At 67.2% G+C, this 20,980-nt stretch carries 25 protein-coding genes; 5 read left to right on the forward strand and 20 right to left on the reverse strand.

The annotated features are described in order from the left end of the window. Positions 1 to 78: 78 nt before the first annotated feature. From ptsP to ACYVGE_RS02090, 12 genes are all read right to left on the reverse strand, one after another. Positions 79 to 1,803 (reverse strand): phosphoenolpyruvate--protein phosphotransferase, encoded by a 1,725-nt coding sequence (gene ptsP, locus ACYVGE_RS02035; RefSeq protein WP_460726600.1) that lies wholly within the window; start codon positions 1,801 to 1,803, stop codon positions 79 to 81. A 13-nt stretch (positions 1,804 to 1,816) separates the two neighbouring features. Next, a complete protein-coding gene (locus ACYVGE_RS02040) occupies positions 1,817 to 2,086 on the reverse strand; it encodes an HPr family phosphocarrier protein (RefSeq protein WP_310051358.1) in 270 nt (89 codons plus the stop codon). Positions 2,087 to 2,089: 3 nt separating this feature from the next. Next, positions 2,090 to 2,482 (reverse strand): PTS sugar transporter subunit IIA, encoded by a 393-nt coding sequence (locus tag ACYVGE_RS02045; protein ID WP_460726603.1) that lies wholly within the window; start codon positions 2,480 to 2,482, stop codon positions 2,090 to 2,092. 86 nt (positions 2,483 to 2,568) lie between these two features. Continuing rightward, positions 2,569 to 3,444, reverse strand: a complete 876-nt coding sequence (gene rapZ / locus ACYVGE_RS02050; protein ID WP_460726605.1) for an RNase adapter RapZ — start codon at positions 3,442 to 3,444, stop codon at positions 2,569 to 2,571. Positions 3,445 to 3,478: 34 nt separating this feature from the next. After that, entirely contained in the window at positions 3,479 to 4,429 is a 951-nt protein-coding gene (gene hprK / locus ACYVGE_RS02055; protein WP_310051365.1) for an HPr(Ser) kinase/phosphatase, read from the reverse strand. Positions 4,430 to 4,589: 160 nt separating this feature from the next. After that, a complete protein-coding gene (gene hpf / locus ACYVGE_RS02060; RefSeq protein ID WP_310051367.1) occupies positions 4,590 to 4,916 on the reverse strand; it encodes a ribosome hibernation-promoting factor, HPF/YfiA family in 327 nt (108 codons plus the stop codon). A gap of 163 nt (positions 4,917 to 5,079) precedes the next feature. Next, on the reverse strand, positions 5,080 to 6,513 hold the full coding sequence (locus ACYVGE_RS02065; protein ID WP_460726608.1) for an RNA polymerase factor sigma-54: 1,434 nt from the start codon (positions 6,511 to 6,513) through the stop codon (positions 5,080 to 5,082). Positions 6,514 to 6,651: 138 nt separating this feature from the next. Beyond that, positions 6,652 to 7,371, reverse strand: coding sequence for an LPS export ABC transporter ATP-binding protein (gene lptB, locus ACYVGE_RS02070; protein ID WP_460726610.1), 720 nt, complete (start codon positions 7,369 to 7,371; stop codon positions 6,652 to 6,654). Further along, a complete protein-coding gene (lptA, locus tag ACYVGE_RS02075; protein ID WP_460726612.1) occupies positions 7,371 to 7,949 on the reverse strand; it encodes a lipopolysaccharide transport periplasmic protein LptA in 579 nt (192 codons plus the stop codon). Before lptA ends, lptB begins: the two co-directional genes overlap by 1 nt. After that, entirely contained in the window at positions 7,930 to 8,499 is a 570-nt protein-coding gene (lptC, locus tag ACYVGE_RS02080; protein WP_460726614.1) for an LPS export ABC transporter periplasmic protein LptC, read from the reverse strand. Before lptC ends, lptA begins: the two co-directional genes overlap by 20 nt. Further along, the gene (locus ACYVGE_RS02085; RefSeq protein ID WP_460726616.1) at positions 8,496 to 9,074 is read right to left on the reverse strand and encodes a KdsC family phosphatase; all 579 of its coding nucleotides are present in this window, start codon (positions 9,072 to 9,074) and stop codon (positions 8,496 to 8,498) included. Before ACYVGE_RS02085 ends, lptC begins: the two co-directional genes overlap by 4 nt. 78 nt (positions 9,075 to 9,152) lie before the next feature. After that, positions 9,153 to 10,160 (reverse strand): KpsF/GutQ family sugar-phosphate isomerase, encoded by a 1,008-nt coding sequence (locus tag ACYVGE_RS02090; protein ID WP_460727275.1) that lies wholly within the window; start codon positions 10,158 to 10,160, stop codon positions 9,153 to 9,155. 115 nt (positions 10,161 to 10,275) lie between these two features. On the opposite strand from ACYVGE_RS02090, the gene ACYVGE_RS02095 reads away from it, so the two are divergent. Both ACYVGE_RS02095 and murA read left to right on the forward strand, forming a co-directional pair. Beyond that, the gene (locus tag ACYVGE_RS02095; RefSeq protein ID WP_457095625.1) at positions 10,276 to 10,506 is read left to right on the forward strand and encodes a BolA family protein; all 231 of its coding nucleotides are present in this window, start codon (positions 10,276 to 10,278) and stop codon (positions 10,504 to 10,506) included. A 1-nt stretch (position 10,507) separates the two neighbouring features. Then, positions 10,508 to 11,785, forward strand: a complete 1,278-nt coding sequence (gene murA, locus ACYVGE_RS02100; protein ID WP_457095626.1) for a UDP-N-acetylglucosamine 1-carboxyvinyltransferase — start codon at positions 10,508 to 10,510, stop codon at positions 11,783 to 11,785. Positions 11,786 to 11,883: 98 nt separating this feature from the next. Here the strand turns inward: murA and ACYVGE_RS02105 are convergent, their stop codons facing one another. The 5 genes from ACYVGE_RS02105 to purM all read right to left on the reverse strand — a co-directional run bounded on the left by ACYVGE_RS02105 (position 11,884) and on the right by purM (position 15,556). Then, on the reverse strand, positions 11,884 to 12,555 hold the full coding sequence (locus tag ACYVGE_RS02105) for a DUF3108 domain-containing protein (protein ID WP_460727277.1): 672 nt from the start codon (positions 12,553 to 12,555) through the stop codon (positions 11,884 to 11,886). A gap of 29 nt (positions 12,556 to 12,584) precedes the next feature. Further along, positions 12,585 to 13,331, reverse strand: a complete 747-nt coding sequence (locus tag ACYVGE_RS02110; protein WP_460726619.1) for a DUF3108 domain-containing protein — start codon at positions 13,329 to 13,331, stop codon at positions 12,585 to 12,587. Then, the gene (gene purN, locus ACYVGE_RS02115) at positions 13,328 to 13,993 is read right to left on the reverse strand and encodes a phosphoribosylglycinamide formyltransferase (protein ID WP_460726621.1); all 666 of its coding nucleotides are present in this window, start codon (positions 13,991 to 13,993) and stop codon (positions 13,328 to 13,330) included. The genes ACYVGE_RS02110 and purN overlap by 4 nt, the downstream gene beginning before the upstream one ends. Then, positions 13,993 to 14,409 (reverse strand): hypothetical protein, encoded by a 417-nt coding sequence (locus ACYVGE_RS02120; protein WP_460726623.1) that lies wholly within the window; start codon positions 14,407 to 14,409, stop codon positions 13,993 to 13,995. Before ACYVGE_RS02120 ends, purN begins: the two co-directional genes overlap by 1 nt. Positions 14,410 to 14,488: 79 nt before the next feature. Further along, positions 14,489 to 15,556, reverse strand: coding sequence for a phosphoribosylformylglycinamidine cyclo-ligase (gene purM / locus ACYVGE_RS02125; protein WP_460726625.1), 1,068 nt, complete (start codon positions 15,554 to 15,556; stop codon positions 14,489 to 14,491). 113 nt (positions 15,557 to 15,669) lie between these two features. Between purM and ACYVGE_RS02130 the strand changes: the two genes are divergently transcribed. The 3 genes from ACYVGE_RS02130 to hda are packed head-to-tail and all read left to right on the forward strand — an operon-like array spanning position 15,670 to position 18,607. Further along, positions 15,670 to 16,731, forward strand: a complete 1,062-nt coding sequence (locus tag ACYVGE_RS02130; protein ID WP_460726627.1) for a DUF2066 domain-containing protein — start codon at positions 15,670 to 15,672, stop codon at positions 16,729 to 16,731. Then, complete coding sequence (locus ACYVGE_RS02135; RefSeq protein ID WP_460726629.1) at positions 16,731 to 17,891, forward strand: AI-2E family transporter; 1,161 nt, start codon at positions 16,731 to 16,733, stop codon at positions 17,889 to 17,891. The genes ACYVGE_RS02130 and ACYVGE_RS02135 overlap by 1 nt, the downstream gene beginning before the upstream one ends. After that, on the forward strand, positions 17,891 to 18,607 hold the full coding sequence (gene hda / locus ACYVGE_RS02140) for a DnaA regulatory inactivator Hda (RefSeq protein WP_460727279.1): 717 nt from the start codon (positions 17,891 to 17,893) through the stop codon (positions 18,605 to 18,607). Before ACYVGE_RS02135 ends, hda begins: the two co-directional genes overlap by 1 nt. 24 nt (positions 18,608 to 18,631) lie before the next feature. Here the strand turns inward: hda and ACYVGE_RS02145 are convergent, their stop codons facing one another. The 3 genes from ACYVGE_RS02145 to ACYVGE_RS02155 are packed head-to-tail and all read right to left on the reverse strand — an operon-like array spanning position 18,632 to position 20,926. Beyond that, positions 18,632 to 19,171 carry a Cif family virulence factor gene (locus tag ACYVGE_RS02145; RefSeq protein WP_460726631.1) on the reverse strand — a complete coding sequence of 180 codons (540 nt, stop codon included), beginning with the start codon at positions 19,169 to 19,171 and terminating at the stop codon, positions 18,632 to 18,634. Positions 19,172 to 19,202: 31 nt separating this feature from the next. Continuing rightward, positions 19,203 to 19,910 (reverse strand): N-acetylmuramate alpha-1-phosphate uridylyltransferase MurU, encoded by a 708-nt coding sequence (gene murU, locus ACYVGE_RS02150; RefSeq protein ID WP_460726633.1) that lies wholly within the window; start codon positions 19,908 to 19,910, stop codon positions 19,203 to 19,205. Further along, positions 19,907 to 20,926 carry an aminoglycoside phosphotransferase family protein gene (locus tag ACYVGE_RS02155; protein ID WP_460726635.1) on the reverse strand — a complete coding sequence of 340 codons (1,020 nt, stop codon included), beginning with the start codon at positions 20,924 to 20,926 and terminating at the stop codon, positions 19,907 to 19,909. The genes murU and ACYVGE_RS02155 overlap by 4 nt, the downstream gene beginning before the upstream one ends. Positions 20,927 to 20,980 lie beyond the last annotated feature (54 nt).

A 20,980-nucleotide genomic window follows, 5' to 3' on the forward strand; every position in this document is an offset into this window, starting at 1 on the left:
ATGCGTTCATGCCGACATTATGACGGCGCAGGCCGATGCTGCCCACCCCGTCGAAGCGTCCAATCCCGAAATAGGCGGTTACTGGTCCGGGCAATGGGATTTCACCCAGGCCTCGATGCCGACGCGATCGCGTGCGCGCATCAACAGGGGCAGGTGCTTGCGCAGGGCGGCGAGGTCGCACTCGCGGATCACCCGGCGGACTTCCAGCAGTGTGTTCGGGTGCAGGCTGAATTCAGTGAGGCCGAGCGCCAGCAACACCGGCGCATAGAGCGGATCCCCGGCCATTTCCCCGCACACGGCGATGGGCTTCTGGCGCAGGCGGGAGAGCCGGATCACGTCGCGCAGCAGGCGCAATACGGCGGGGTGCAGGGGGGTATAGAGATGCGCCAGTGCTTCGTTGTTGCGATCGGCCGCGAGCAGGTACTGCACGAGGTCGTTGGTGCCGATCGACAGGAAGTCGACGCTGCCGATGAAGCTGGGCAGCGCGAGTGCGGCCGCGGGTACCTCGATCATCGCGCCCAGCGGCACATGCTCGGCGATCTCGTGGCCCTGGATGCGCAGCTCGCGGGCGATGCGCTTGAGCTGGGAGCGTACTTCGCGGATTTCCTCGCGCGAGGTCACCATCGGTACCAGCACGCGCAACGGCCCGTAACCCGAGGCGCGCAACAATGCCCGCAGCTGCGTTTCCAGCAGTGGCCTGCGCGCCAGCGAGAGCCGCACGCCACGCAGGCCAAGCGCGGGATTGGGTTCGTCGCGCAAGGCCAGGCCGGTGCGGTCGGCCTTGTCCGCGCCCAGGTCCAGCGTGCGGATCGTGACCGGTCGTCCGCTCATGCCAAGCACGACATCGCGGTAGGCGCGGAACTGTTCTTCCTCGTCCGGCAGTTCGTTGCGCTGCAGGAACAGGAATTCGGTGCGATACAGGCCGATGCCGGTGGCGCCCAGTGCGTGCGCTTCGGCGACGTCCTCGCGCGATTCGGCATTCGCGTAGAGGTTGATGTCCACCGCGTCGATGGTGCGCGTGGGCTCGCGGCGCAGGCGATGCAGTTCCTTGCGCTCGCGGATGTACTCGCGCTCGCGCGTGCGATGCGAGCGCAGGTCGGCCGGGCCGGGCTCGACCACCACCAGGCCGCTGCCGCCATCGACGACCAGCGCGTCGCCGTCGTTGATCCTGAGCAGGGCGCCGGGCACGCCGACGATGAGTGGCAGATGCAGGCTGCGGGCGAGGATGGCGCTGTGCGACAGCGTGCTGCCTGCGGCGGTGATGACCGCAACCACGCCCTGCGCCTGCAGCTGCGCGAGTTCGGCGGGGGCGACGTTGTCGGTGATGAGGATCTCGCCGGCAACGCCTTCGGCGCCCTCCTTGCGGTTGTGCAGGGCAGCGTGGATGCGGCCGACGACCTGGTCGATGTCATCGATGCGGCTGCGCAGGTAGGCATCGTCCATGCCGGCGAAGACGGCAGCGATGCGGTCGCGTTGCAGGCGCAGGGCGTAGTCGGCGGTGTAGCGGCCGGTGCGGATCAGGCTGTCGAGGCCCTGCAGCAACTCGGGGTCGTCCAGCAGCAGGGCGTGCAGGTCGAGGAACTCGCCGATCTCATGCGCGAGCGCGCCATGCAGGCGCTGGCGCAGCGCGTGCATTTCCGCGCGGACGGTGTCGATTGCGCGCTGCAGGCGGGCGCGTTCGGCTTCGACCTTGGCCTCGGGAATATGTTCCTCGGCGACTTCGAGCACATGCGGCAGGCGCACGCGGGCGCGACCCAGGGCGCTGCCGCGCGATGCTCCAATGCCTTTGAACTCCTGCCGCATCGCGTGCGGTTCCTCAACTGTCTTCGTCGAAGCGGCGCTCGAACAGCGCACACACCGCTTCGGCCGTGGCGTCCTCGTCTTCGCCTTCCACGCGCAGCTTCACCTGCGTGCCCTGGCCGGCGGCGAGCAGCATCACTCCCATGATGCTCTTGGCGTTCACTTCGCGGCCCTTGGCGGTGAGGGTGGTGGTGCTGCGGTAGGCGGACAGCAGTTGCACGAGCTTGGCGGTGGCGCGCGCGTGCAGGCCGAGGCGATTGCTGACGGTGAGTTCGCGTTCGATCATCGCCTAGGCCTCGTCAACGATCACGCCATTGCGCGCGCCGGCGCCAGCGACCATGGGCAGTTCGTCGAGGTCCTCCTCGGCGTAGTTCATGACGCGCAGCAGCATCGGCAGGCTCAGCGCGGACACGCGGCGCACCGGCGTGCCCAGTCGCGCGACCTTGGCCGCGAGATTGCTCGGCGTGGCGCCATAGAGGTCGGTCAGGACCAGGACGCCCTGGCCGCCGTCGACGCGGCGCAGGGCCGCACTGGCCAGCGGGAGCAATTCGTCCGGGTCGCCTTCGAACGGCACCTCCAGCACCTCGGTGCGCAGGGGCAGCGTGCGTAGCAGGCGCGTCGCCACGGCCAGGATGGCCGAGCCGATACCTTCGTGGGTGATGAGGAGAATGCCGACGGACATGCCCTGCAACTTAACAGAGCCGGGTTACCGTCCGGAAGCACCGGAAGCGTCGCGCCCGAACCCGCACTGGGATGCCGGCCGGCGATTCAGTCCAGTTCGCGGTGGTGGACGGCGACTTCCTCCCAGCCGTTCTGCCGCGCATGCTCCGCCAGCCGTTCGGCCAGGTAGACCGAGCGATGGCGGCCGCCGGTGCAGCCGAAGGCGACGGTGACGTAGCTGCGCGTGCCCTCCGATTGCAGCTTGGGCAGCCAGGTGTCGAGGAAGGCCGAAACCTGTTCGACGAATTTCGCCACGTCCGCCTCGGCGTCCAGGTAGTCGCGGACGCCCGCATCGCGGCCGGACAGCGGACGCAGGGTGGCGTCCCAGTGCGGGTTCGGGAGCGCGCGCGCGTCGAAGACGAAGTCGGCGTCGCTGGGCACGCCGCGGCGGTAGGCGAAGGATTCGAACAGCAGGGAAACCGCGGTGGTGCCGCCGATGGCGAACTCCGTGACGACGTGCCGGCGCAGCTTGTGCACGTTCATGCTGCTGGTATCGACCACCGCATCGGCGACTTGCCGCAGCGGTCGCAATACCTGGCGCTCGAGCGCGATCGCATCGAGCAACGACAGGCCAAGCTGGCTCAATGGATGGCGGCGCCGGGTATCGGCATAGCGTTTGAGCAGGACCTCGTCGCTGGCGTCGAAGAAGACCAGCTTGGGGTCCATGCCCATCGCCCCCACGGCCGACAGCCAGGTCGGAAGGTTGGTGAGGTCCCGGCGATTGCGCACGTCGATGCCGACGGCCAGCTTCTCCGGCGAATTGCTGTCGCTGGTCACGCTCTGCACGAATTGCGGCAGCAGCTCGGCGGGCAGGTTGTCGACGCAGTAGAAGCCCAGGTCCTCGAAGGTATTGAGCGCGACCGACTTTCCCGAGCCGGACATGCCGCTGACGATGACGAGGGTGGATGGTGGCGTGGTATTCACGTTGTGGTCGCGTCGCGTGGAGGTAGGCGCACGGTCATTCCGCGCGTTCGAGGAAATGGCTGTGCCGCGCCATGAAGGCCGCCGCCGGGTCCACGCCCTTCGCACGCAGGATGTGCGTGCGCGTGGCGGCTTCGGTCAGGACCGCGAGGTTGCGGCCCGGCATGACCGGCAGGGTGATGATCGGCACGTCGAGATCGAGCACGCGACGCGAGCCCAGGTCGCCGGTCAGTCGCTCCAGCCCACCGGGCTGCGGTTCCAGCGCCGGCTTGGTGAGGTGCACGATCAGGCGCAGGTATTTGTTCTTCTTGACCGAGGTGTCGCCGAACATCTGCCGCACGTTGAGTACGCCCAGGCCGCGCACTTCCAGCAGGTCCTGCAGCAGTTCCGGGCAGGCGCCGTCGAGGACGTCGGGCGCGATCTGGGTGAATTCGGGGGCATCGTCGGCGACCAGGCGGTGGCCGCGCGTCACCAGTTCCAGCGCGAGCTCGCTCTTGCCGGAACCGGATTCGCCGGTGATGAGCACGCCGATCGAGTAGATCTCCATGAACACGCCATGCAGCGTTACCCGCGGTGCGAGCTTGCGCGCGAGGTGGTACTGCAGGTGGTTGAACAGTTCGTGTCCGCGCCGCGGCGACACCCACAGTGGCGTGTCGCTCTCCTCGGCGAGGCGGCGCAGGTCTTCCGGGCAGGACTGGTCCTTGCTGATGACCAGGGCCAGCGGGCGGAAGTCGATGATCTTGACGATCGTGTCCCAGCGCTGGCGCGAATCAAGCGCATCCAGCCAGGCCAGTTCCTCGCTGCCGAGGATCTGCACCTTGTTGGGATAGATGATGTTGAGGTAGCCGGCCAGCGAAGGACGGCGCGCGACGGTATCGACGGCCTCGAGCACGCGTTGCCCGCCCGTGCGCTTGCCCGCCAGCCAGCGCAATCCCAGCTTGTCGCGTTGCTGTTCGAAAAGCTGCGCTGCGCTGATGCTCAGGTTCATGCCGCCGCTCCGCGTCTCACCCCGGGCAATGGTAACTGGCGGAACGCGACCGTGCGGCTGCCCGGGCGTAAAAGCAAGCGGGGGCGGATTCCGCGGAATCCGCCCCCGGCGTGGAATCTGGCGGAGTCGACCAGGCGAGTGTGCCGCTCCGCCGGGTGGCTCAGGCGAAGTCGCCGCTACGGGCGAGGCTTTCACCGCGATGATGGTCGACTATTTTTTCCTTGTGCTTCATGAGCAGCCGGTCGAGCTTGTCGGCGAGCAGGTCGATGGCGGCATACATGTCGACGGCGGCGGCATCGGCATGCAGCACGCGTCCGGAAACGGTAACGGTAGCCTCGGCCTTGTGATCGGGTTTGTCGAGACTGAGCATGGTGCGTACGTCGAAGGGTTGGTCGAAGTGGCGTTTCAGTCGCGCCAGCTTGCTGTCAACGTAGTCTCGCAGCGCGCCGGTGACTTCAATCTGCTGGCCGTGGGTTTCGATACGCATCGTTACCTCCTTATGGTCACTGGCTACGGTGACCCCATTCAACGCCTGTTTTGCGCGAATGGCAATGCGACGTAATGGAGGGGGAAAAGAGGTCGGAAAAAACCGTTACGCGGTCACGCTTACGGCCGGTTCTGCAGGGTTCCGGGAGCCCGCGCAGCGGGTCTCAGATACGCACGCGATCCTGCGAAGAGGGGATGCTCATCGCTTCCCGGTACTTCGCGACCGTTCGTCGGGCCACGGGAACGCCGGTGGCCTTCAGTGTTTCGGCCAGGCGCGCGTCCGAGAGCGGCTTGCGCGGGTTCTCCGCATCGATCAATTGACGAATCATGGCCTGAATGGCGGTACTGGACGCTTCACCGCCCGTCCCGGTGTCGATCCCGGAGGCGAAGAACGAGCGCAGCGGAATGGTTCCGCGCGGCGTGCGCGCGTACTTGCGGGCCACGGCGCGTGAAACGGTGGACTCATGCAGGCCGATTTCGGCGGCGACCTCACGCAGCGTCAGCGGCCGCAGCGCGCTGTCGCCGAACTCGAGGAAGGCTGCCTGCTGGTGCAGGAGGCAACGCATTACCTTGAGCAGGGTTTCGCCACGCGCTTCCAGGCTCTTGAGGAGCCAGCGTGCTTCCTGCAGATGGCCGCGCAGGTAATGGGCATCCGCGGCGCTGGCGTGGCGGATCATGCCCTCGTAACCGCGATGGATGCTGATGCGCGGACGCATGCTTTCGGCCAGCGCCACGCGCCACAGGCCGTGCTGGCGCCAGATCACCACGTCGGGTGCGACGTAGGTGTCATTGCTGATGCTGCCGACCTGCAGCCCCGGCTTGGGATCGAGCGAGCGCAGCAGTTGCACCGCCGATTCGACTTCGCCGATATCCAGCTTGAGTTCGGCCGCGATGCCGGCCATTCCCACCTTCGGCAGGCGTTCGAGGGGACCATTGGCGAGCGTGTGCGCCAGTGTCCTGCCGGGCGCGTTCTCGGGCAGCACGGACAACTGCAGGCGCAGGCACTCGCCCAGTGTGCGCGCACCGACGCCGGCTGGATCGAAGCGCTGCACCTGGTGCAACACGGTGAGGATTTCGTCGTGCTGCGGATGGAAATCGGCGCCCAGTGTGTCGGCGATGTTTTCCAGCGGCTCGCGCAGGTAGCCGTCGTCTTCGATCGCCTCGATGAGGGTGACGGCAATGATGCGGTCGCGCGGCGAAAGCGGGCTGAGGTGAAGTTGCCATAGCAGGTGGTCCTGCAGGGTTTCGCCCTCGGCCACCTGTTCAGCGCCGGGAATATCTTCGTCGGCGTCGGCCGGGCCTGTGCGTTCGTACCAGGTTTCGCCATCGCCCGGTCCCCAGTCGGCCTCGGCTGGCGCGAGGGTTTCGGTTTCGTAGCCCTCGTCGCTCTTGGTGCCGGTGGTGCCGTCTGGCGCGGTTTCGCCATCGGTGACGGCGATGCTGGTTTCGGTCCAGTCCAGCAACGGATTGGTTTCAACCGCCTCGGCGATCTCGGTTTCCAGTTCGGCCGCGGACAATTGCAACAGGCGGATGGCCTGCCGCAGTTGCGGCGTCATCACCAGTTGTTGTCCCAGCGTTGCCTGTAGGCGGGGCTTCATAGGAAGTGTGAACGGATTCTGGCGGGGCCGACGGCCGGTCCGTCATGGGGGATCGACGTCATCATGCACGGCGATGCGCGGTGCGTCGATGCCGCCCGTTCAGCGCGATGGCGAAGGACTACTGTTCCGGAACCGGGATCACAGCCGGAAAGTGTCACCCAGATAGACGCGGCGCACGTCGGGATTCGACAGCAGCGCGTCGGGCGAACCCTGCGCAAGCACGGCGCCCTCGTTGAGGATGTACGCGCGGTCGCAGATGCCAAGTGTCTCGCGGACGTTGTGGTCGGTGATGAGTACGCCGATGCCGCGGTTCTTGAGGTGGCGGACGATGCGCTGGATCTCGCCGACGGAAATCGGATCGACGCCGGCGAAAGGTTCGTCGAGCAGCATCAGCCGCGGCTTCGCGGCGAGCGCGCGCGCGATCTCGACGCGGCGGCGTTCGCCACCGGAGAGGCTTGCGCCGATCTGGTCCGCGACGTGGCCGATCTGGAGTTCATCCATCAGGTTGGCCAGTTCCTTCTCGATGCCGGCCTTGTCCAGGTCCTCGCGCAGTTCGAGTACGAGCCGGATGTTGTCGGCGACACTGAGCTTGCGGAAGACCGATGGTTCCTGCGGCAGGTAACCGACACCGTGCTTGGCGCGGGCGTACATCGGATCGGCGGTGATGTCCTTGCCATCGAGCACGATCTGCCCGGCATCAGCAGGCACCAGGCCGACGATCATGTAGAAGCACGTGGTCTTGCCGGCGCCGTTGGGGCCGAGCAGCCCCACGACTTCACCGGCATCCAGGGTGAGGGCGAAATCGCGGACGACCTCGCGGGAACGATAGGCCTTGCGCAGGCCCTTGGCAGCCAACATCAGTTGCTCCCCGGCTTCTGGGGGGCGGGCTTGGTGGGAGCCGGCTTGGTGGGAGCCGGGGCCGGCTGCGGGTTGCGTGGCTGGATCGTCATCTTTACCCGGCCGGTACTGTCGGAACTGCTGTTCACCATGCCCGTCTTCATGTTGTAGACCACGCGCGGGCCGGAGAGGCTGCCGCGTGGCTGTTGGATGTTGACCTTGTCGGTGAAGACCACGACGTCGCTGACGAGGTCATAGTCCACGCGTCCCGCCGTGGCATTCATGGGAGTGCCGTCATCCAGCTGCTGGCTGAGCTTGACCGGGCCGCCGGTAAGGACGGCCCGCACCGGGTCGCCGCCGCGGGTGGTGACGGTCGCGGTATCCGCCTGGATCTTCAGCGAGCCCTGGGTGATGTTGACGCCCTGCGACAGCACGGTCGGCTGGCGATCGTCCAGCCCGCCGGCGGATGCGCCGGCCTCGATGTCCATGGCCTGGTTGCGGTCCGACGATTTGGCCCACGCACCCGGCGTCAGCAGGAACAGGGTGCTCGCGCCTGCAAGGATTGCGGCGGCGAGGGGCTTAACGAGCGGTCGGGACATAGCGATGGTGGACCTCGGACTTGAACGAGTATTGCTTGCTGGCCAGATCCAGCTGCAGGCCACGGCCGGTCAGTATAGAGCCCGGCCGGGTGACCACGACCTGACCCTGGGCGCTGGCACGCCGGGCATCGGGGTATACCGTCAGTTCGCGCGAGGCGATCTTGGTGCTCGGGCCACTCGCGCCGGAGCTGACCCCCTTCACGTCGCCCTGAAGACGCACTTCGTCGCCGTCGGCGCTGACCCAGCCGTCCTTCGCGCGCACTTCCCAGGCATCATTTCCCGCGCCCTGGCCCGGCGGAATCAGGAATAGCGGCGTGGCGATGTCCAGCGTCTTCTTCTCCGGATCGCGCGCCAGGCGCGGTGCCCGCAGGGTGAAGGACTCCTTGCCCTCCGCGTTCAGGGCCGTGAGTTCGAAATCGATCAGCACGTAGTCGGCGCGCGCGGCCGCGCTAGTGATGGCGGCATCCTTGCTGCGCTGGTTCCAGACCGACCAGCCGCTGGCGAGCGCACCCAGCAGCAGCAGGATCGTGACGACGGCGCGCCAGTTCATGCGGTGCCCTCGATGCGTTCGCCCTGCAACCGGGTGACTTCGGCGAGCAACGCTTCTGCGTGACCCTGAGCGGCGAGTACGAGGTCGCAGAACTCGCGCGCGGCGCCGTGGCCGGCGAGGGCGCTGGTGCGCCAATGCGCGCGCTCGCGTACCCAGGCGTGTGCATCCGAAGGCGCAACCGAGAAGCCGACCTGCGCCATCACGCGCAGGTCCGGGAGGTCGTCGCCCATGAAGGCGACTTCGTCCAGCCCGATGCCCAGCCGCGCCGCGATCTCCTGCACGCAGGCGAGCTTGTCCTTCACCGCGGTGTGCGCTTCGAGGCCGAGTTCAGCGGCGCGCTGCTCGGCGATGACGCTGGTGCGCGCGGTGACGAAGGCAACCGCTATTCCCGACTTGCGCAACAGCACCAGGCCTTGGCCGTCATGCACATGGAAGGCCTTCAGTTCGCCGCCCTTGCTGTCGAAGAACAGCCTGCCGTCGGTCAACGTGCCGTCCACGTCGAAGCACGCAAGCCGCACGCGCGCGGCGCGCTGGCGGATGTCGGCGGGGTAGTCGTTGAGGTGGCTGTAGGGCATGGAGTCTGGTTGGGATTGGGTGGAACAAACAGTGTGGGCGGCAATGCGGGTTGCAGGTGCCGGCCGCCGTGCAGGGCTTTAGACCACCCTTGCCCGCAACAGGTCATGAATGTTCAGCGCACCGACCACGCGGCGATCGGCGTCGATCACCAGCAGGCCACCAATCTTGTGGGCTTCCATCAGTTGCGCGGCTTCGACGGCCAAAGCATCGGAGCCGATGGTCTTGGGCGCACGCGTCATCACCTCGGCAATGCGCGTGCTGCGCATGTCGATGTCCGCATCGTCGAGGGTGCGGCGCAGGTCGCCGTCGGTGAAAAGCCCCAGCAGTTTGCCTTCGGAATCCACGATCGCCGTCATCCCCAGGCGCTTGCGGCTCATCTCGACCAACGCTTCGCTCAACGTGGCATCGGCATGGACGCGCGGCACATCGTCTCCGGCGTGCATCACGTCGGAGATGTGCAGCAGCAGTCGGCGGCCCAATGCGCCGGCGGGGTGCGAGCGGGCAAAGTCGTCGGCGGTGAAGCCGCGCGCATCCAGCAGTGCCACGGCCAGCGCATCGCCCATCGCCAGCGAGGCGGTGGTGCTCGATGTCGGGGCAAGGGCGAGCGGGCAGGCCTCGGCCGGCACGCTGACATCCAGGTGCACATCGGCTTCGCGTGCCATGGAGGACTGCGGCCGCCCGGTCATCGCGATCAGCTTGTTGCCCTGCCGGCGCAGGACCGGGAGCAGCAGCAGGATCTCGTCGCTTTCCCCCGAGTACGACAGCGCGAGCACCACGTCGGCGTCGGTGATCATGCCCAGGTCGCCGTGTGCGGCTTCACCGGGATGCACGTAGAAGGCCGGGGTGCCGGTCGAGGCCAGCGTCGCCGCGATCTTGCGGGCGATGTGGCCGGATTTGCCCATGCCGGTGCAGACCACGCGGCCCCGGGTCTCCAGCATCAGGCGGCAGGCGGCGCTGAACTCGCCATCCAGGCGGGCAGCCACGGCTGCCAGGGCTTGGGCCTCGATGGCAAAGACGCGGCGGCCGCTATCGGCCAGGCCGGCGGTGGCGGAATCGGGCAGGGGACGTGCGGGCGAAGTCGCCATTTCGGACATTGCCATTTAAGCCCGGGGGGCTTTCCGTTAGGCTAATCCGTTCATTTTATGCGCAAAGCGCCGTGCGATGCCCGCCCGGCGCCCCCGCAAGCTGGAACACACCCAATTGAACGCCGATACCATCCGCCATCTGATCGAACAGGGCCTCCCGGGCGCCCGCGCTGACGTGCGCGGCGACGACGGGGTGCACTTCGAAGCCACCGTTGTGTCCGAAGCTTTCCGCGGCAAGCTGCCGCTGGCCCGCCACCGCATGGTGTACGCGACCCTCGGCGAACGCATGGGCGGTGAGATCCACGCGCTCGCCCTGAAGACGGTCACGCCGGACGAGGCCGCCTGAGATGCAGAAGATCCTGGTGGAAGGCGGCCAGCCGTTGAACGGCGAGGTCCAGATCTCCGGCGCCAAGAACGCCGTGCTCCCGATCCTGTGCGCCACCCTGCTGGCGGACGAACCGGTTGAAATCAGCAACGTCCCGCACCTGCACGACGTGGTGACCACGGCCAAGCTGCTCGCGGGGCTCGGAGCGGGCATCACCATCGACCAGGGCACCATCGGCAAGGGCAGCGAAAGCGGGGTCATCGTCGACCCGCGCAGCGTCAACAGCCATGTCGCCCCCTACGAGCTGGTCAAGACCATGCGTGCGTCGGTGCTGGTGCTGGGCCCGCTGCTGGCCAAGTACGGCGACGCCGAAGTCTCGCTGCCCGGTGGCTGCGCGATCGGCTCACGCCCGGTCGACCTGCACATCAAGGGGCTGCAGGCGCTGGGCGCGGACATCAGCGTGGACCACGGTTTCATCAAGGCCAGCGCGAAGCGCCTGAGGGGCGCGCGGCACGTGTTCGACATGGTCAGCGTGGGTGCGACCGAGAACGTGCTGATGGCGGCGACCCTCGCCGAAGGCACGAGCGTGCTCGAAAACGCGGCGATGGAGCCGGAGATCGTCGATCTCGCCGAATGCCTGAAGGCGATGGGCGCGAAGATCGAGGGCGCCGGTACCGGCCGGATAGTGGTCGAGGGCGTCGAACGCCTGCACGGCGGCAAGCATGCCGTGGTGGCCGATCGCATCGAAACCGGCACGTTCCTGGTCGCCGCCGCCATGACCGGCGGCCGCGTGACCGCACGCAAGACGCGGCCGGATACGCTCGATGCCGTGCTCGACAAACTTACGGAAGCCGGTGCCGAGATCACCGTCGACGGTGATCGCATCACCCTCGACATGCGCGGCCGGCGCCCGAAGGCAGTGAACCTCACCACCGCGCCGCATCCGGCTTTCCCGACCGACATGCAGGCACAGTTCATGGCGATGAACTGCATTGCCGAAGGCGTCGGCGTGATCAACGAGACGATCTTCGAAAACCGCTTCATGCACGTCAACGAACTGCTGCGCCTCGGCGCGGACATCCGCGTCGACGGCCACACCGCAGTGATCCGCGGCGTGCAGCAGCTCAGCGGTGCCCCGGTGATGGCGACCGACCTGCGCGCTTCGGCTTCCCTGATCCTCGCCGGCCTGGTCGCCGATGGCGAAACGGTCATCGACCGCATCTACCACCTGGACCGTGGGTACGAGAACATCGAGGAGAAATTGTCCGGGCTCGGTGCGAGGATCCGGCGCATCAGCTGAGGCGTTGCCCTTCGGCGGAAACAAAAAAGACCCCGCGCTGCGGGGTCTTTTCTTTCGGTCGGCGCCGCATCACCCGGCGCGGGAAAACCACTACGTGATCAATGCAATGCCTGCAGGCGCAGGTCCATTTCGTCCTGGCCATCCCTGCGGCGCAGGATGCGCGCGGGCACCGGCATGCCGTCCACGACCCACAGCACTTCCTGCTTGTCGCCGTCGACGCGCGTCACCTTGGTGGCAGTGCGCGCCTTGCCGGCGATGGTGATGGTCTCCTTGCCCAACACCTGGTAGTTCAGCTGCTTGACGCGGCCGTCGTCGACCATGCGGTATTGCAGGGGCTTGCCTGCCGGCACATCGCGGGCGATGGCCAGGTTGATCAGCATCGCGTCGAGATCGCCGCTCTGCAGCTTCACGGGGCCGGCGCGTTCGGGTTTCACATCGCCCGTCCAGCGCGCCTCGCCGCGCGTCCAGTCGTAGACGGCGTTCGTCTGCTTGCGCTTCACCAGCAATGCGGAGGTATCGGTGTTGGAAACCGGCCGCCATTTGCCGTTGCTGTCCTCGAATACGGTGGTCTGGTTGAGGTTGGCCATCGAACCACCGATGTCGAGGCTATAGCGCCAGCGATTGCCGCCCGCCTGCGCCAGCACCATGTGGCCGATGCCCTGGATACCCATGTAATTGGCCGCGTAGTCGGCGGTGAATGGCTTCACTTCGCCAGCGGTCGCCATCGCGCTGGAGGCGTAAAGGGTTGCAGCCACCAGCAGCGGTTTCATGATCAAGGCCTTCAAATTCGTCATCGTCATTATGCTCCCTTGTATTCCACCAGGCGCAGGTCGTACGTGTCCTGCCCGTTCTCGCGTTGCAGCATGCGGACGGGAGTCGGTACGCCGTCCACGACCCAGATCAGTGTTTCTTCGTTGCCGGAATGCACGCGCTGCACGCGCATCGCGCTATAGCTCAACTCGCCGACCTTCACATCATCGAGTTGGGTGGAAACGTCGTAGCGGTGGTCGCGCGCGCGCCCGTCGTCCACGAAACGGTATTGCATCGACCGGCCGGGCTGCGCATCGCGCACGACCGCCAGGTTGATCAGCAAGCCACTCTGGTCGCCGTCCTGCAGGGTAACCGGAGCGCTTCGGGATTCCTTCACATCGCCGGTCCAGCGTGCCTGGTGCGAGCGCCAATCGTAGACGCCCACGGTCTGCCGCTTCGTGAACAGGGTCTTGCGCAGCGTGCTCTGCGCGAGCGGCCGGTAGCGAGTGCCCGCCACGTCGAAGACGGTGCTCTGCTGCGCGGCGATGCCGGCGATGCCGGCCAGCCCCCGGGTGCCGCGGACGTTGAGGTCGACGCGCCAGCGACGGTCGTCGTTCTTGACGACCTGCATCACGGCATCGCCGAGGACGTGGTCGCCCTTGAACACCTGGTATTGCGCGATGAATGGCTCGAGCGGGCGCGGAGGATCCATCACTGCGCCGGCGGTGGCAGCCGCGCTCAGTCCCGGCGAACACAGCACGGCCAGGGCGAGTAGGACGTTGCGGTGAAACATCATGCGGTCGGTTCCTGGACCAGGTGGTTGCGGGCATCGAGCTGCAATGGTGCCGTGAGCGGATGACCATTGAAATGCACGCCATGGTCGATCCACGCAATGCGACCCCCGGCCAGTTCGCGCAGCGTCGCCACCAGCAGCGGATGTTCGCGCTGCAGCACCCGCTCGGCCAGGGTCGCGGCGTCGTCGCCCGCTTCCACCGGTACGCGTGCCTGGGTAATCACCGGGCCGCCATCCAGTTCCGGCGTGACGAAATGCACGCTGGCGCCGTGCACGCTCTTGCCTGCATCGAGCGCCTGCTGGTGCGTGCGCAGGCCCTTGAACTCGGGCAGCAGCGAGGGATGGATGTTGATCATGCGACCGGTCCGGGCAGCGACGGCGGGGTCGCTGATCAGGCGCATATATCCGGCACAGACGATGAGATCGGGCTGAACTGCGTCGACCAGGCTGAACAGGTGTTCATCGAAATCGATGCGCGAGGCGAACTCGCGCGGTGCAAGCGACTGCGCGCGGATCCCGGCATTGCGGGCGTGCGCCAGCGCGGGGGCGGCGCGCCGGTCGGAAAACACGCCGACGACCGTGGCATCGAGTTCGCCGCGCGCGATCGCCTCGAGGATGGCCAGCAGGTTGCTGCCTCGGCCCGAAGCGAGGATGGCCAGGCGCATCACGCCGGCGCGAACAGCGACTTGGCCGATGGCTTGGCCAGCACGATCAGCGTGAAGATGCCCAGCACGGTTCCGAATGGCATGAACGCGCAGCTGATCGCGGCCATCACCAGGCAGAACGTGTAGCGGCGCCGTTGGCGCAGGCATCGCCCGGCGTAGGCGAGCAGCGCGCTGAAGGTCAGCCCGAAAAGGATGAAGGCAGCGCCGATCGCGACGAATATCCAGCCGAACATGGCGGGGTCCGGCTCGCCCGGCTTGTGCGGGAAATGCCCGGTCACCATCGCCAGCCCCATCGCGAGATGGATCACCGGGATCAGCGAGAACAGCGCACTGATTCCCGCGACCACGTAGTGGAATATTCCCAGCAGGTCTAGGTGTTGCTGGTCCTGAGACGGGTTCAGGTAGGTCGTGCTCAAGGCATGCGGCTCGCGGGAAGGTTGTCGTTGACGTGAAGCGGGCACGCGTCCGGCGGAACGGAACGCGGCCCCGCAGCCATCAGGAGATGCGCAGCCGCTCGCCGCTGCCTGCAGTCGTGACCTGGCCGATCTGCCAGTGCGGCAGGCCAAGGCGATCCAGGTCGGCGTTGATCGCGGCCACTGCGTCCGGGGCCACCATCAACACGAAGCCGATGCCGCAGTTGAAAGTGCGCCACATCTCCTCGCGCGGCACGTTGCCTTCGCGCTGCAGCCAGTCGAACACCGGTGGCAGCGGCCATGACGATGTGTTGATTTCCAGCGCGAGCGACGGGGGCACCACGCGGATGATCTTTTCCACCAGCGCGCCGCCGGTGACGTGGGCCATTGCGTGGATGTCGTGCCTGGCCAGCAGCTCCAGTACCGGCTTCACATAGATGCGGGTGGGCTCCATCAGCGCGTCGGCCAGCTTCACGCCACCCACGTCGACGTCCAGACCGCCGTTGTCCGGCGTGGCGCCGGCGCGGGCGAGGATCTTGCGGATCAGGGAATAACCATTGGAATGCGGGCCGCTCGAGGCGATGCCGACAAGCACGTCGCCCTCGCGCACGCGGCTGCCATCGATGAGCTTCGCCTTCTCGACCGCGCCGACGGTGAAGCCGGCCAGGTCATATTCGCCCGGCGGATACATGTCGGGCATCTCCGCGGTCTCGCCACCGATCAGTGCGCAACCGGCGATCTCGCAGCCCTTGGCGATGCCGCCGACCACGTCGACCGTGGTGGCCACGTCGAGCTTGCCGGTGGCGAAGTAGTCGAGGAAGAACAGTGGCTCGGCGCCCTGCACCAGCACGTCGTTCACGCACATGGCCACGAGGTCGATGCCGATGGTGTCGTGGCGGTTGAGCTGCTTGGCGAGGATCAGCTTGGTGCCGACGCCGTCGGTGCCGGACACCATGACCGGCTCGCGATACTTGCCCGAGAGGTCGAACAGGCCGCCGAAGCCGCCGATGCCGCCGCCGAGGACTTCCGGGCGCAGGGTCCGCCGGATCGCGGGCTTGATGCGTTCGACGACTTCGTTGCCTGCGTCGATGTCGACGCCGGCATCGCGGTAGGTCATCGGGGTGGATGCGGGCGGCGTGGGATTGGTCACAGGGGGGATCGCGGGACGGAAGAGCGGCAATTTTACCAGCCGTGACGGGCCCGAATGGACGTGCCACGGCCCGTGGGGCACCATTTCCGCTGGTTCTTCGACCAAGGACAGTAATGGTTCGCGCATTTCGAGGGTTCTGGCTGGCGGCACTGCTGCTGGCGAGCTTCGCCGCCACGGCGCAGCGCGTCGAGGGTGATCGTGCCGGCGCGCAGGGGCCGTACGAGGCCGAAGTGAGCGTCAACGGGCAGGGCGAGGGCGAGCGCACCACGGGGTTTGCTCGTGCGCTGTCGACGGTGCTCGCCAGGCTGTCGGGCAGCCGCAGCGTGTCCGGGCAGCCGGGGGTGGGACAGGAACTGCGTCGCGCCAAGGACTACGTGAAAGGCTACGACTACCGCCAGGACGAGGGCGTGGGTCCCACCGGAGCCCCCACTTTCGGCACGACCCTGATCGTGCGGTTCGACCAGGAAGAGGTCGACGGCCTCATTGAAACCCTGGGCCTGCCGGTCTGGCCGATGCCGCGGCCGAAGCCGGTCCTGTGGCTCGGCATCGACGACGGCAAGGGCCCGCGCCTGGTCGGCCTGCAGCAGGCCAACGCCGCACGCAGTGCGCTCAATCGCGCGAAAGACCGCGGTTATGCCCTGGGCCTGCCCACGGGCAACGCCGCCGAACAGGCCACCGTGGGCGCGATCTGGCGCGGCGACAGCGCCGCGGTCGCGCGCGCCTCGCTCCGCTATTCGCCGCCGATGCAGTTGATCGGCAAGGTGTACCGCGACGCTGAAGGCTGGAAGGGCGACTGGACCTTCGTCGACAACGGCAAGGTACTGTCGAGCTGGAGCACCAGCGACACCGACGCACGCCGCGTGATCGCCACTGGCGCCGACGGCGCGGCCGATGCGCTCACCAAGCGCTACGCCAAGCGCGGCACCGCCGGGCCGCCGGGAACCTATGCTGTCACCTTTGCCGGCATCGACAGCAGCGACGATTACATGCGCCTGGCCGGTTACCTCGACAAGCTCGCCATCGTCGGCAAGATCACGCCGCAGCGCGCCGCGCCCGACGGCGTGACTTTCTCGCTCGAGCTCACCTCGGGCCTGTCCGGTTTCAAGCGCATGGCCGATCGCGACGGCGTCATCGAGTCGACCGACGGCGACCTGCCCGTATACCGGTTGCGTTGATGGACTCGCACGCCTCCCTGCACGAAATCGCCAAGTTCCTGCGGCGATTGCAATGGACCGCCATCGCGGTGGGTGCCATGTGGCTGTTATGGCTGCTGACGCCGGTGCTGACGCCGTTCGTGCTCGCGGCGATGCTCGGCTGGCTGGGCGATCCGCTGGTCGACCGGCTTGAGCGCAACGGCCGGTCGCGCAACACGGCGGTGATCCTGGTCTTCTCCGCCATGACCCTGGTGGTGGTCCTGGTGCTGGTGTTGCTGGTGCCGCTGATCCAACGCCAGATCGCCACCCTGGTCGCCTCGCTCCCGAGCTACCAGGACTGGCTGCTGCAGGTCGCCATTCCGTGGCTGGAAGCGCGCACCCGGGTGGAGATATCGAACTGGCTGGACTTCAACCACCTGATCGAACTCGTTCGCTCGAACTGGGAACGTGCCGGCGGCGTCGCCACGACGGTGCTGGGCTACGTGTCGCGTTCGGGCTTCGCGATCCTTGGCCTGTTCGCCAACATCGCCCTGCTGCCGGTGCTGACGTTCTTCTTCCTGCGCGACTGGGACCTGCTGGTGGCACGCGTCGGCGCGCTGGTTCCGCGCGATCATCTCGAAACCGTCTCGCGGCTCGCGCGCGAATCCAGTGGCGTGCTCGGCGCGTTCCTGCGCGGGCAGTTCCTGGTGATGGTCATCCTCGGCGTGATGTACGGGCTGGGACTGTGGGGCGTGGGCCTCGACCTCGGCATCCTGATCGGCATCATCGCCGGCCTGCTCACCTTCGTGCCTTACCTCGGCCCGGCGAGCGGCATCATCCTGGGCTGCATCGCCGCACTGGTGCAGTACGGCGACTGGGAACACATCGTCGGCGTACTGGTGGTGTTCGGCATCGGGCAGGTGATCGAAAGCTATTGGCTCACGCCCAAGCTGGTCGGCGACCGCATTGGCCTGCATCCGGCCGCGGTGATCTTCGCCGTGCTGGCAGGCGGGCAGCTGTTCGGTTTCCTCGGCATGCTGCTGGCGTTGCCGGTGGCGGCGGTGGTCAACGTGCTGTTGCGCTACGCCGAGCAGCGCTACACGCGCAGCAAGCTGTATGCCGGCGAACAGCCGCCCATGGTGATGATCGATACCTCGCTCACCACGCAGGTGCCCGAGCCCGTGGAGCGCGAGCCGAAGTGATCCGCACCGTGCAAGGCGTGCCGCAACTGCCGCTGGCGCTGCGTTATCCGCCCGACCAGAGATTCGAGGCGTTCGTGCGCGCCCCCGCGGGCACGCTCGAACAACTGCACGCGCTGGCGGGTGGGGGAGCCGCAGCGGCCGCACGCGATTCGCTGTACATCAGTGGTACCGCGGGCGTGGGTAAGACCCACCTCCTGCTCGCGACCTGCGCGGCGGCGGAAGCCGCAGGCCGCCGCGCGGCCTATTTCCCGATGGTCGCGGCGGTGGGACGCCTTCGCGACGCACTGCAGGCGCTGGAAGGCAACGACCTGATCGCGCTGGATGGCCTCGAAGCCATCGCCGGGAACCGCGAAGACGAGATCGCATTGTTCGACGCGCACAACCGCGCACGCGCCGCCGGCGTGGCGCTGGCATACGCGGCGCGCGACATTCCCGATGCCATCGGCCTGACACTGCCCGATCTGCGTTCGCGCCTCGGCCAGTGCACGCGCATCTCGCTCGCGCCGCTGGACGACGACGGCCGCCGTGAAGTGCTGCAGCAACGTGCCCAGCGTCGTGGACTGGTGCTGGAAGAGGCGGCGCTGGACTGGCTGCTCAAGCGTGTCGGGCGTGATCTGGGCGGCCTGACGGCGTTGCTCGACAAGCTCGATCGCGCATCGCTGGCGGCGCAACGCCGCCTCACGGTGCCGTTCCTGCGCCAGACGCTCGACCTGTAATCGCCGAGCGTCATTTTGGCGCGGTCAGTTCGCTGGCGCCGGTTTCAGGTTCACCGACCAGACCACCGACGCGATCTTCCAGCCGTCCTGCGTCCGCAGCAGATGCCAGGCTTCCTTGCCGTGATTGGTTTCCTTCCCATTGCTGAGGAAGGCGTAATCGAACACCACGGAGGCGAGGTCGCCGTCCGTATCGATCTTCGCGTTGTCCAAGGTTTCCTCGGAGCTGTTCTTGCTCGCGACGATTCCTGCGATGAAGGAATACGGCGTCCGGTTGGCGTCGACCTTGAGCTTCTGTGCCGTGGGTGCTTTTTGCCGGATGCGCTGCAGCGCTGCGTCGCTGGTCACCGGTTGCCAGGTGATGTGCTCGTGCAGGAACAGGCGCTCGAACGCAGGCTGGTCGCGGTTGATGATCGCGGTGCGGAAAGCTTCGATCACGGCACGGATCTGTGTGGTTGCGGCTTCGTCGGCAGCGACGGCAGACGTCGCGTCTGCGGGTTCCGGTGCGGCCTCGACGAAGGCCGGGCATGACAGCAGGCAGGCGAGGACGAGCGGCAGGTATTTCATGAGGCACTCCGTTGCAGGGAAGGTAGGTGGGTCAGTCGACCGATGAAGCAAGTGCCGCGTCCAGCTGCGCCAGGCGCTGCGGCGTGCCGACGTCTGTCCAGCGGCCGCGGTGGTGTTCACCATGGACGTGGCCTTTGCCCATGTGCGCGCGCAGGATCGGCGCCAGGCGAAACCGCGGCGGCACCTCGTCGACACCGGCGTCGCTGCTGAGCGCGCGCCAGTGATCGAGCAGCTGTGGGCGGTAGATGCCCAGACCGGCGTAGGTAAGACGCTGCTCGCCATCGCTGCGCACCAGCCCGTCGGGGTCGAGAACGAAATCGCCGTGTGCGGCCTGTGGCGGCCGATCGACCATCACCAGGTGCGCCAAACCGGCTGGCTCGCGCGGCAGCTTGCCAAAGTCATAGTCCGTCCACACGTCGCCATTGACCAGCAGGAAAGGTTGTTCGCCCAGCAACGGCAGGGCATGCAACATGCCGCCGCCGGTTTCGAGCGGGGTCGGCCCCTCGTAGGAATAGTGCAGGCGCAGGTCCCAGCGTTCGCCGTTGCCCAGCGTGGCGGGGAACTGCTCCGCCAGCCAGCTGGTGTTGATGACGACATCGCGCACACCGATCGCCGCGAGTTTTTCCAGGTGCCAGGCGATCAACGACTTGCCGCCGGCGACCAGCAGCGGCTTGGGCGTGTGGTTGGTCAATGGCCGCATGCGCTCGCCGAGGCCGGCGGCGAAGATCAGTGCTTTCATGCGGCGGCGCGCTCCATGGCGGGGCGGATGTGCGTGTCGAGCAGTTCGCGCAACGGCGCCAGTTCGGCGTAGCGCGGCAGTACTTCGTCGAGATAGGCGATGAAGCGCGGCGCATCGGGCAGGTACTTCGACTTGCCGTCGCGGTAATGCAATCGCGAGAAGATGCCGAGGATCTTGAGGTGACGCTGCACGCCGAGCCAGTCGGCATCGCGCAGGAAGTGTTCAAGCGGCGGCACCGGCAACCCGGCCTCGAGCGCGCGCGCGTGGTAGCGCGTGAGCCAGCCATCGACGCGGCCGAGTGGCCAGCTGAGGAACGCATCCTTGAACAGGCTGACCGGGTCGTAGGCGATCGGTCCGGCCACGCAGTCCTGGAAGTCGAGCACGGCCGGTCCGTCGGCCACCGGCATGAGATTGCGCGGCATGAAGTCGCGGTGGGTGAGCACGCGCGGCTGCGCCAGGGCGTTGTCCATCAGGCGGCGCTGCACCAGTTGCAGCTGCTCGGCTTCACCGCAATCGAGTTCGATGCCAAGGTGGCGGCGCAGGAACCATTCCTCGAATAATCCCGCGTCGCGTTGCAACAGCGCCTCGCCGAATTCGCCCATGCCTTGCGGCGGCGCGATCGCCTGCAGCTTCAACAGCTGACCGATCGCCGCATCGAAGTGGGCGTCGGCATTGGCCTCGGTGATCACCTGCGCGAGCGTCGGGCCGCCGAGGTCCTCCAGCAGCAGGAAGCCGGCGTCGATGTCCTGGACCAGCACGCGCGGCACGCGCACCCCGCCGGCTTCGAGCAGGTCCCGGATGCGCAGCCATGGCCGCACGTCCTCGAGCCCGGGTGGCGAATCCATGACGATCAGGCTGGCGACCTGCGTGCCTGCATCCGACGTCGTGGTGCGCCAGTAGCTGCGGAAGCCGGCGTCGACGGATGCGCGCTGCAACTGCAGGCCTGCGTCGCGCGTGGCGGCGCGCGCCCAGGCGAGTCGGGCGATTTCGCGGTCGATGGAGTCGGTGGCGGTCATGCGGTGCGTCGCGTGGATCGGACGCAAAGAGTACAGCGCCGCGCGACCCGCTCC

The sequence above is a fragment of the Lysobacter rhizosphaerae genome, assembly GCF_054779795.1.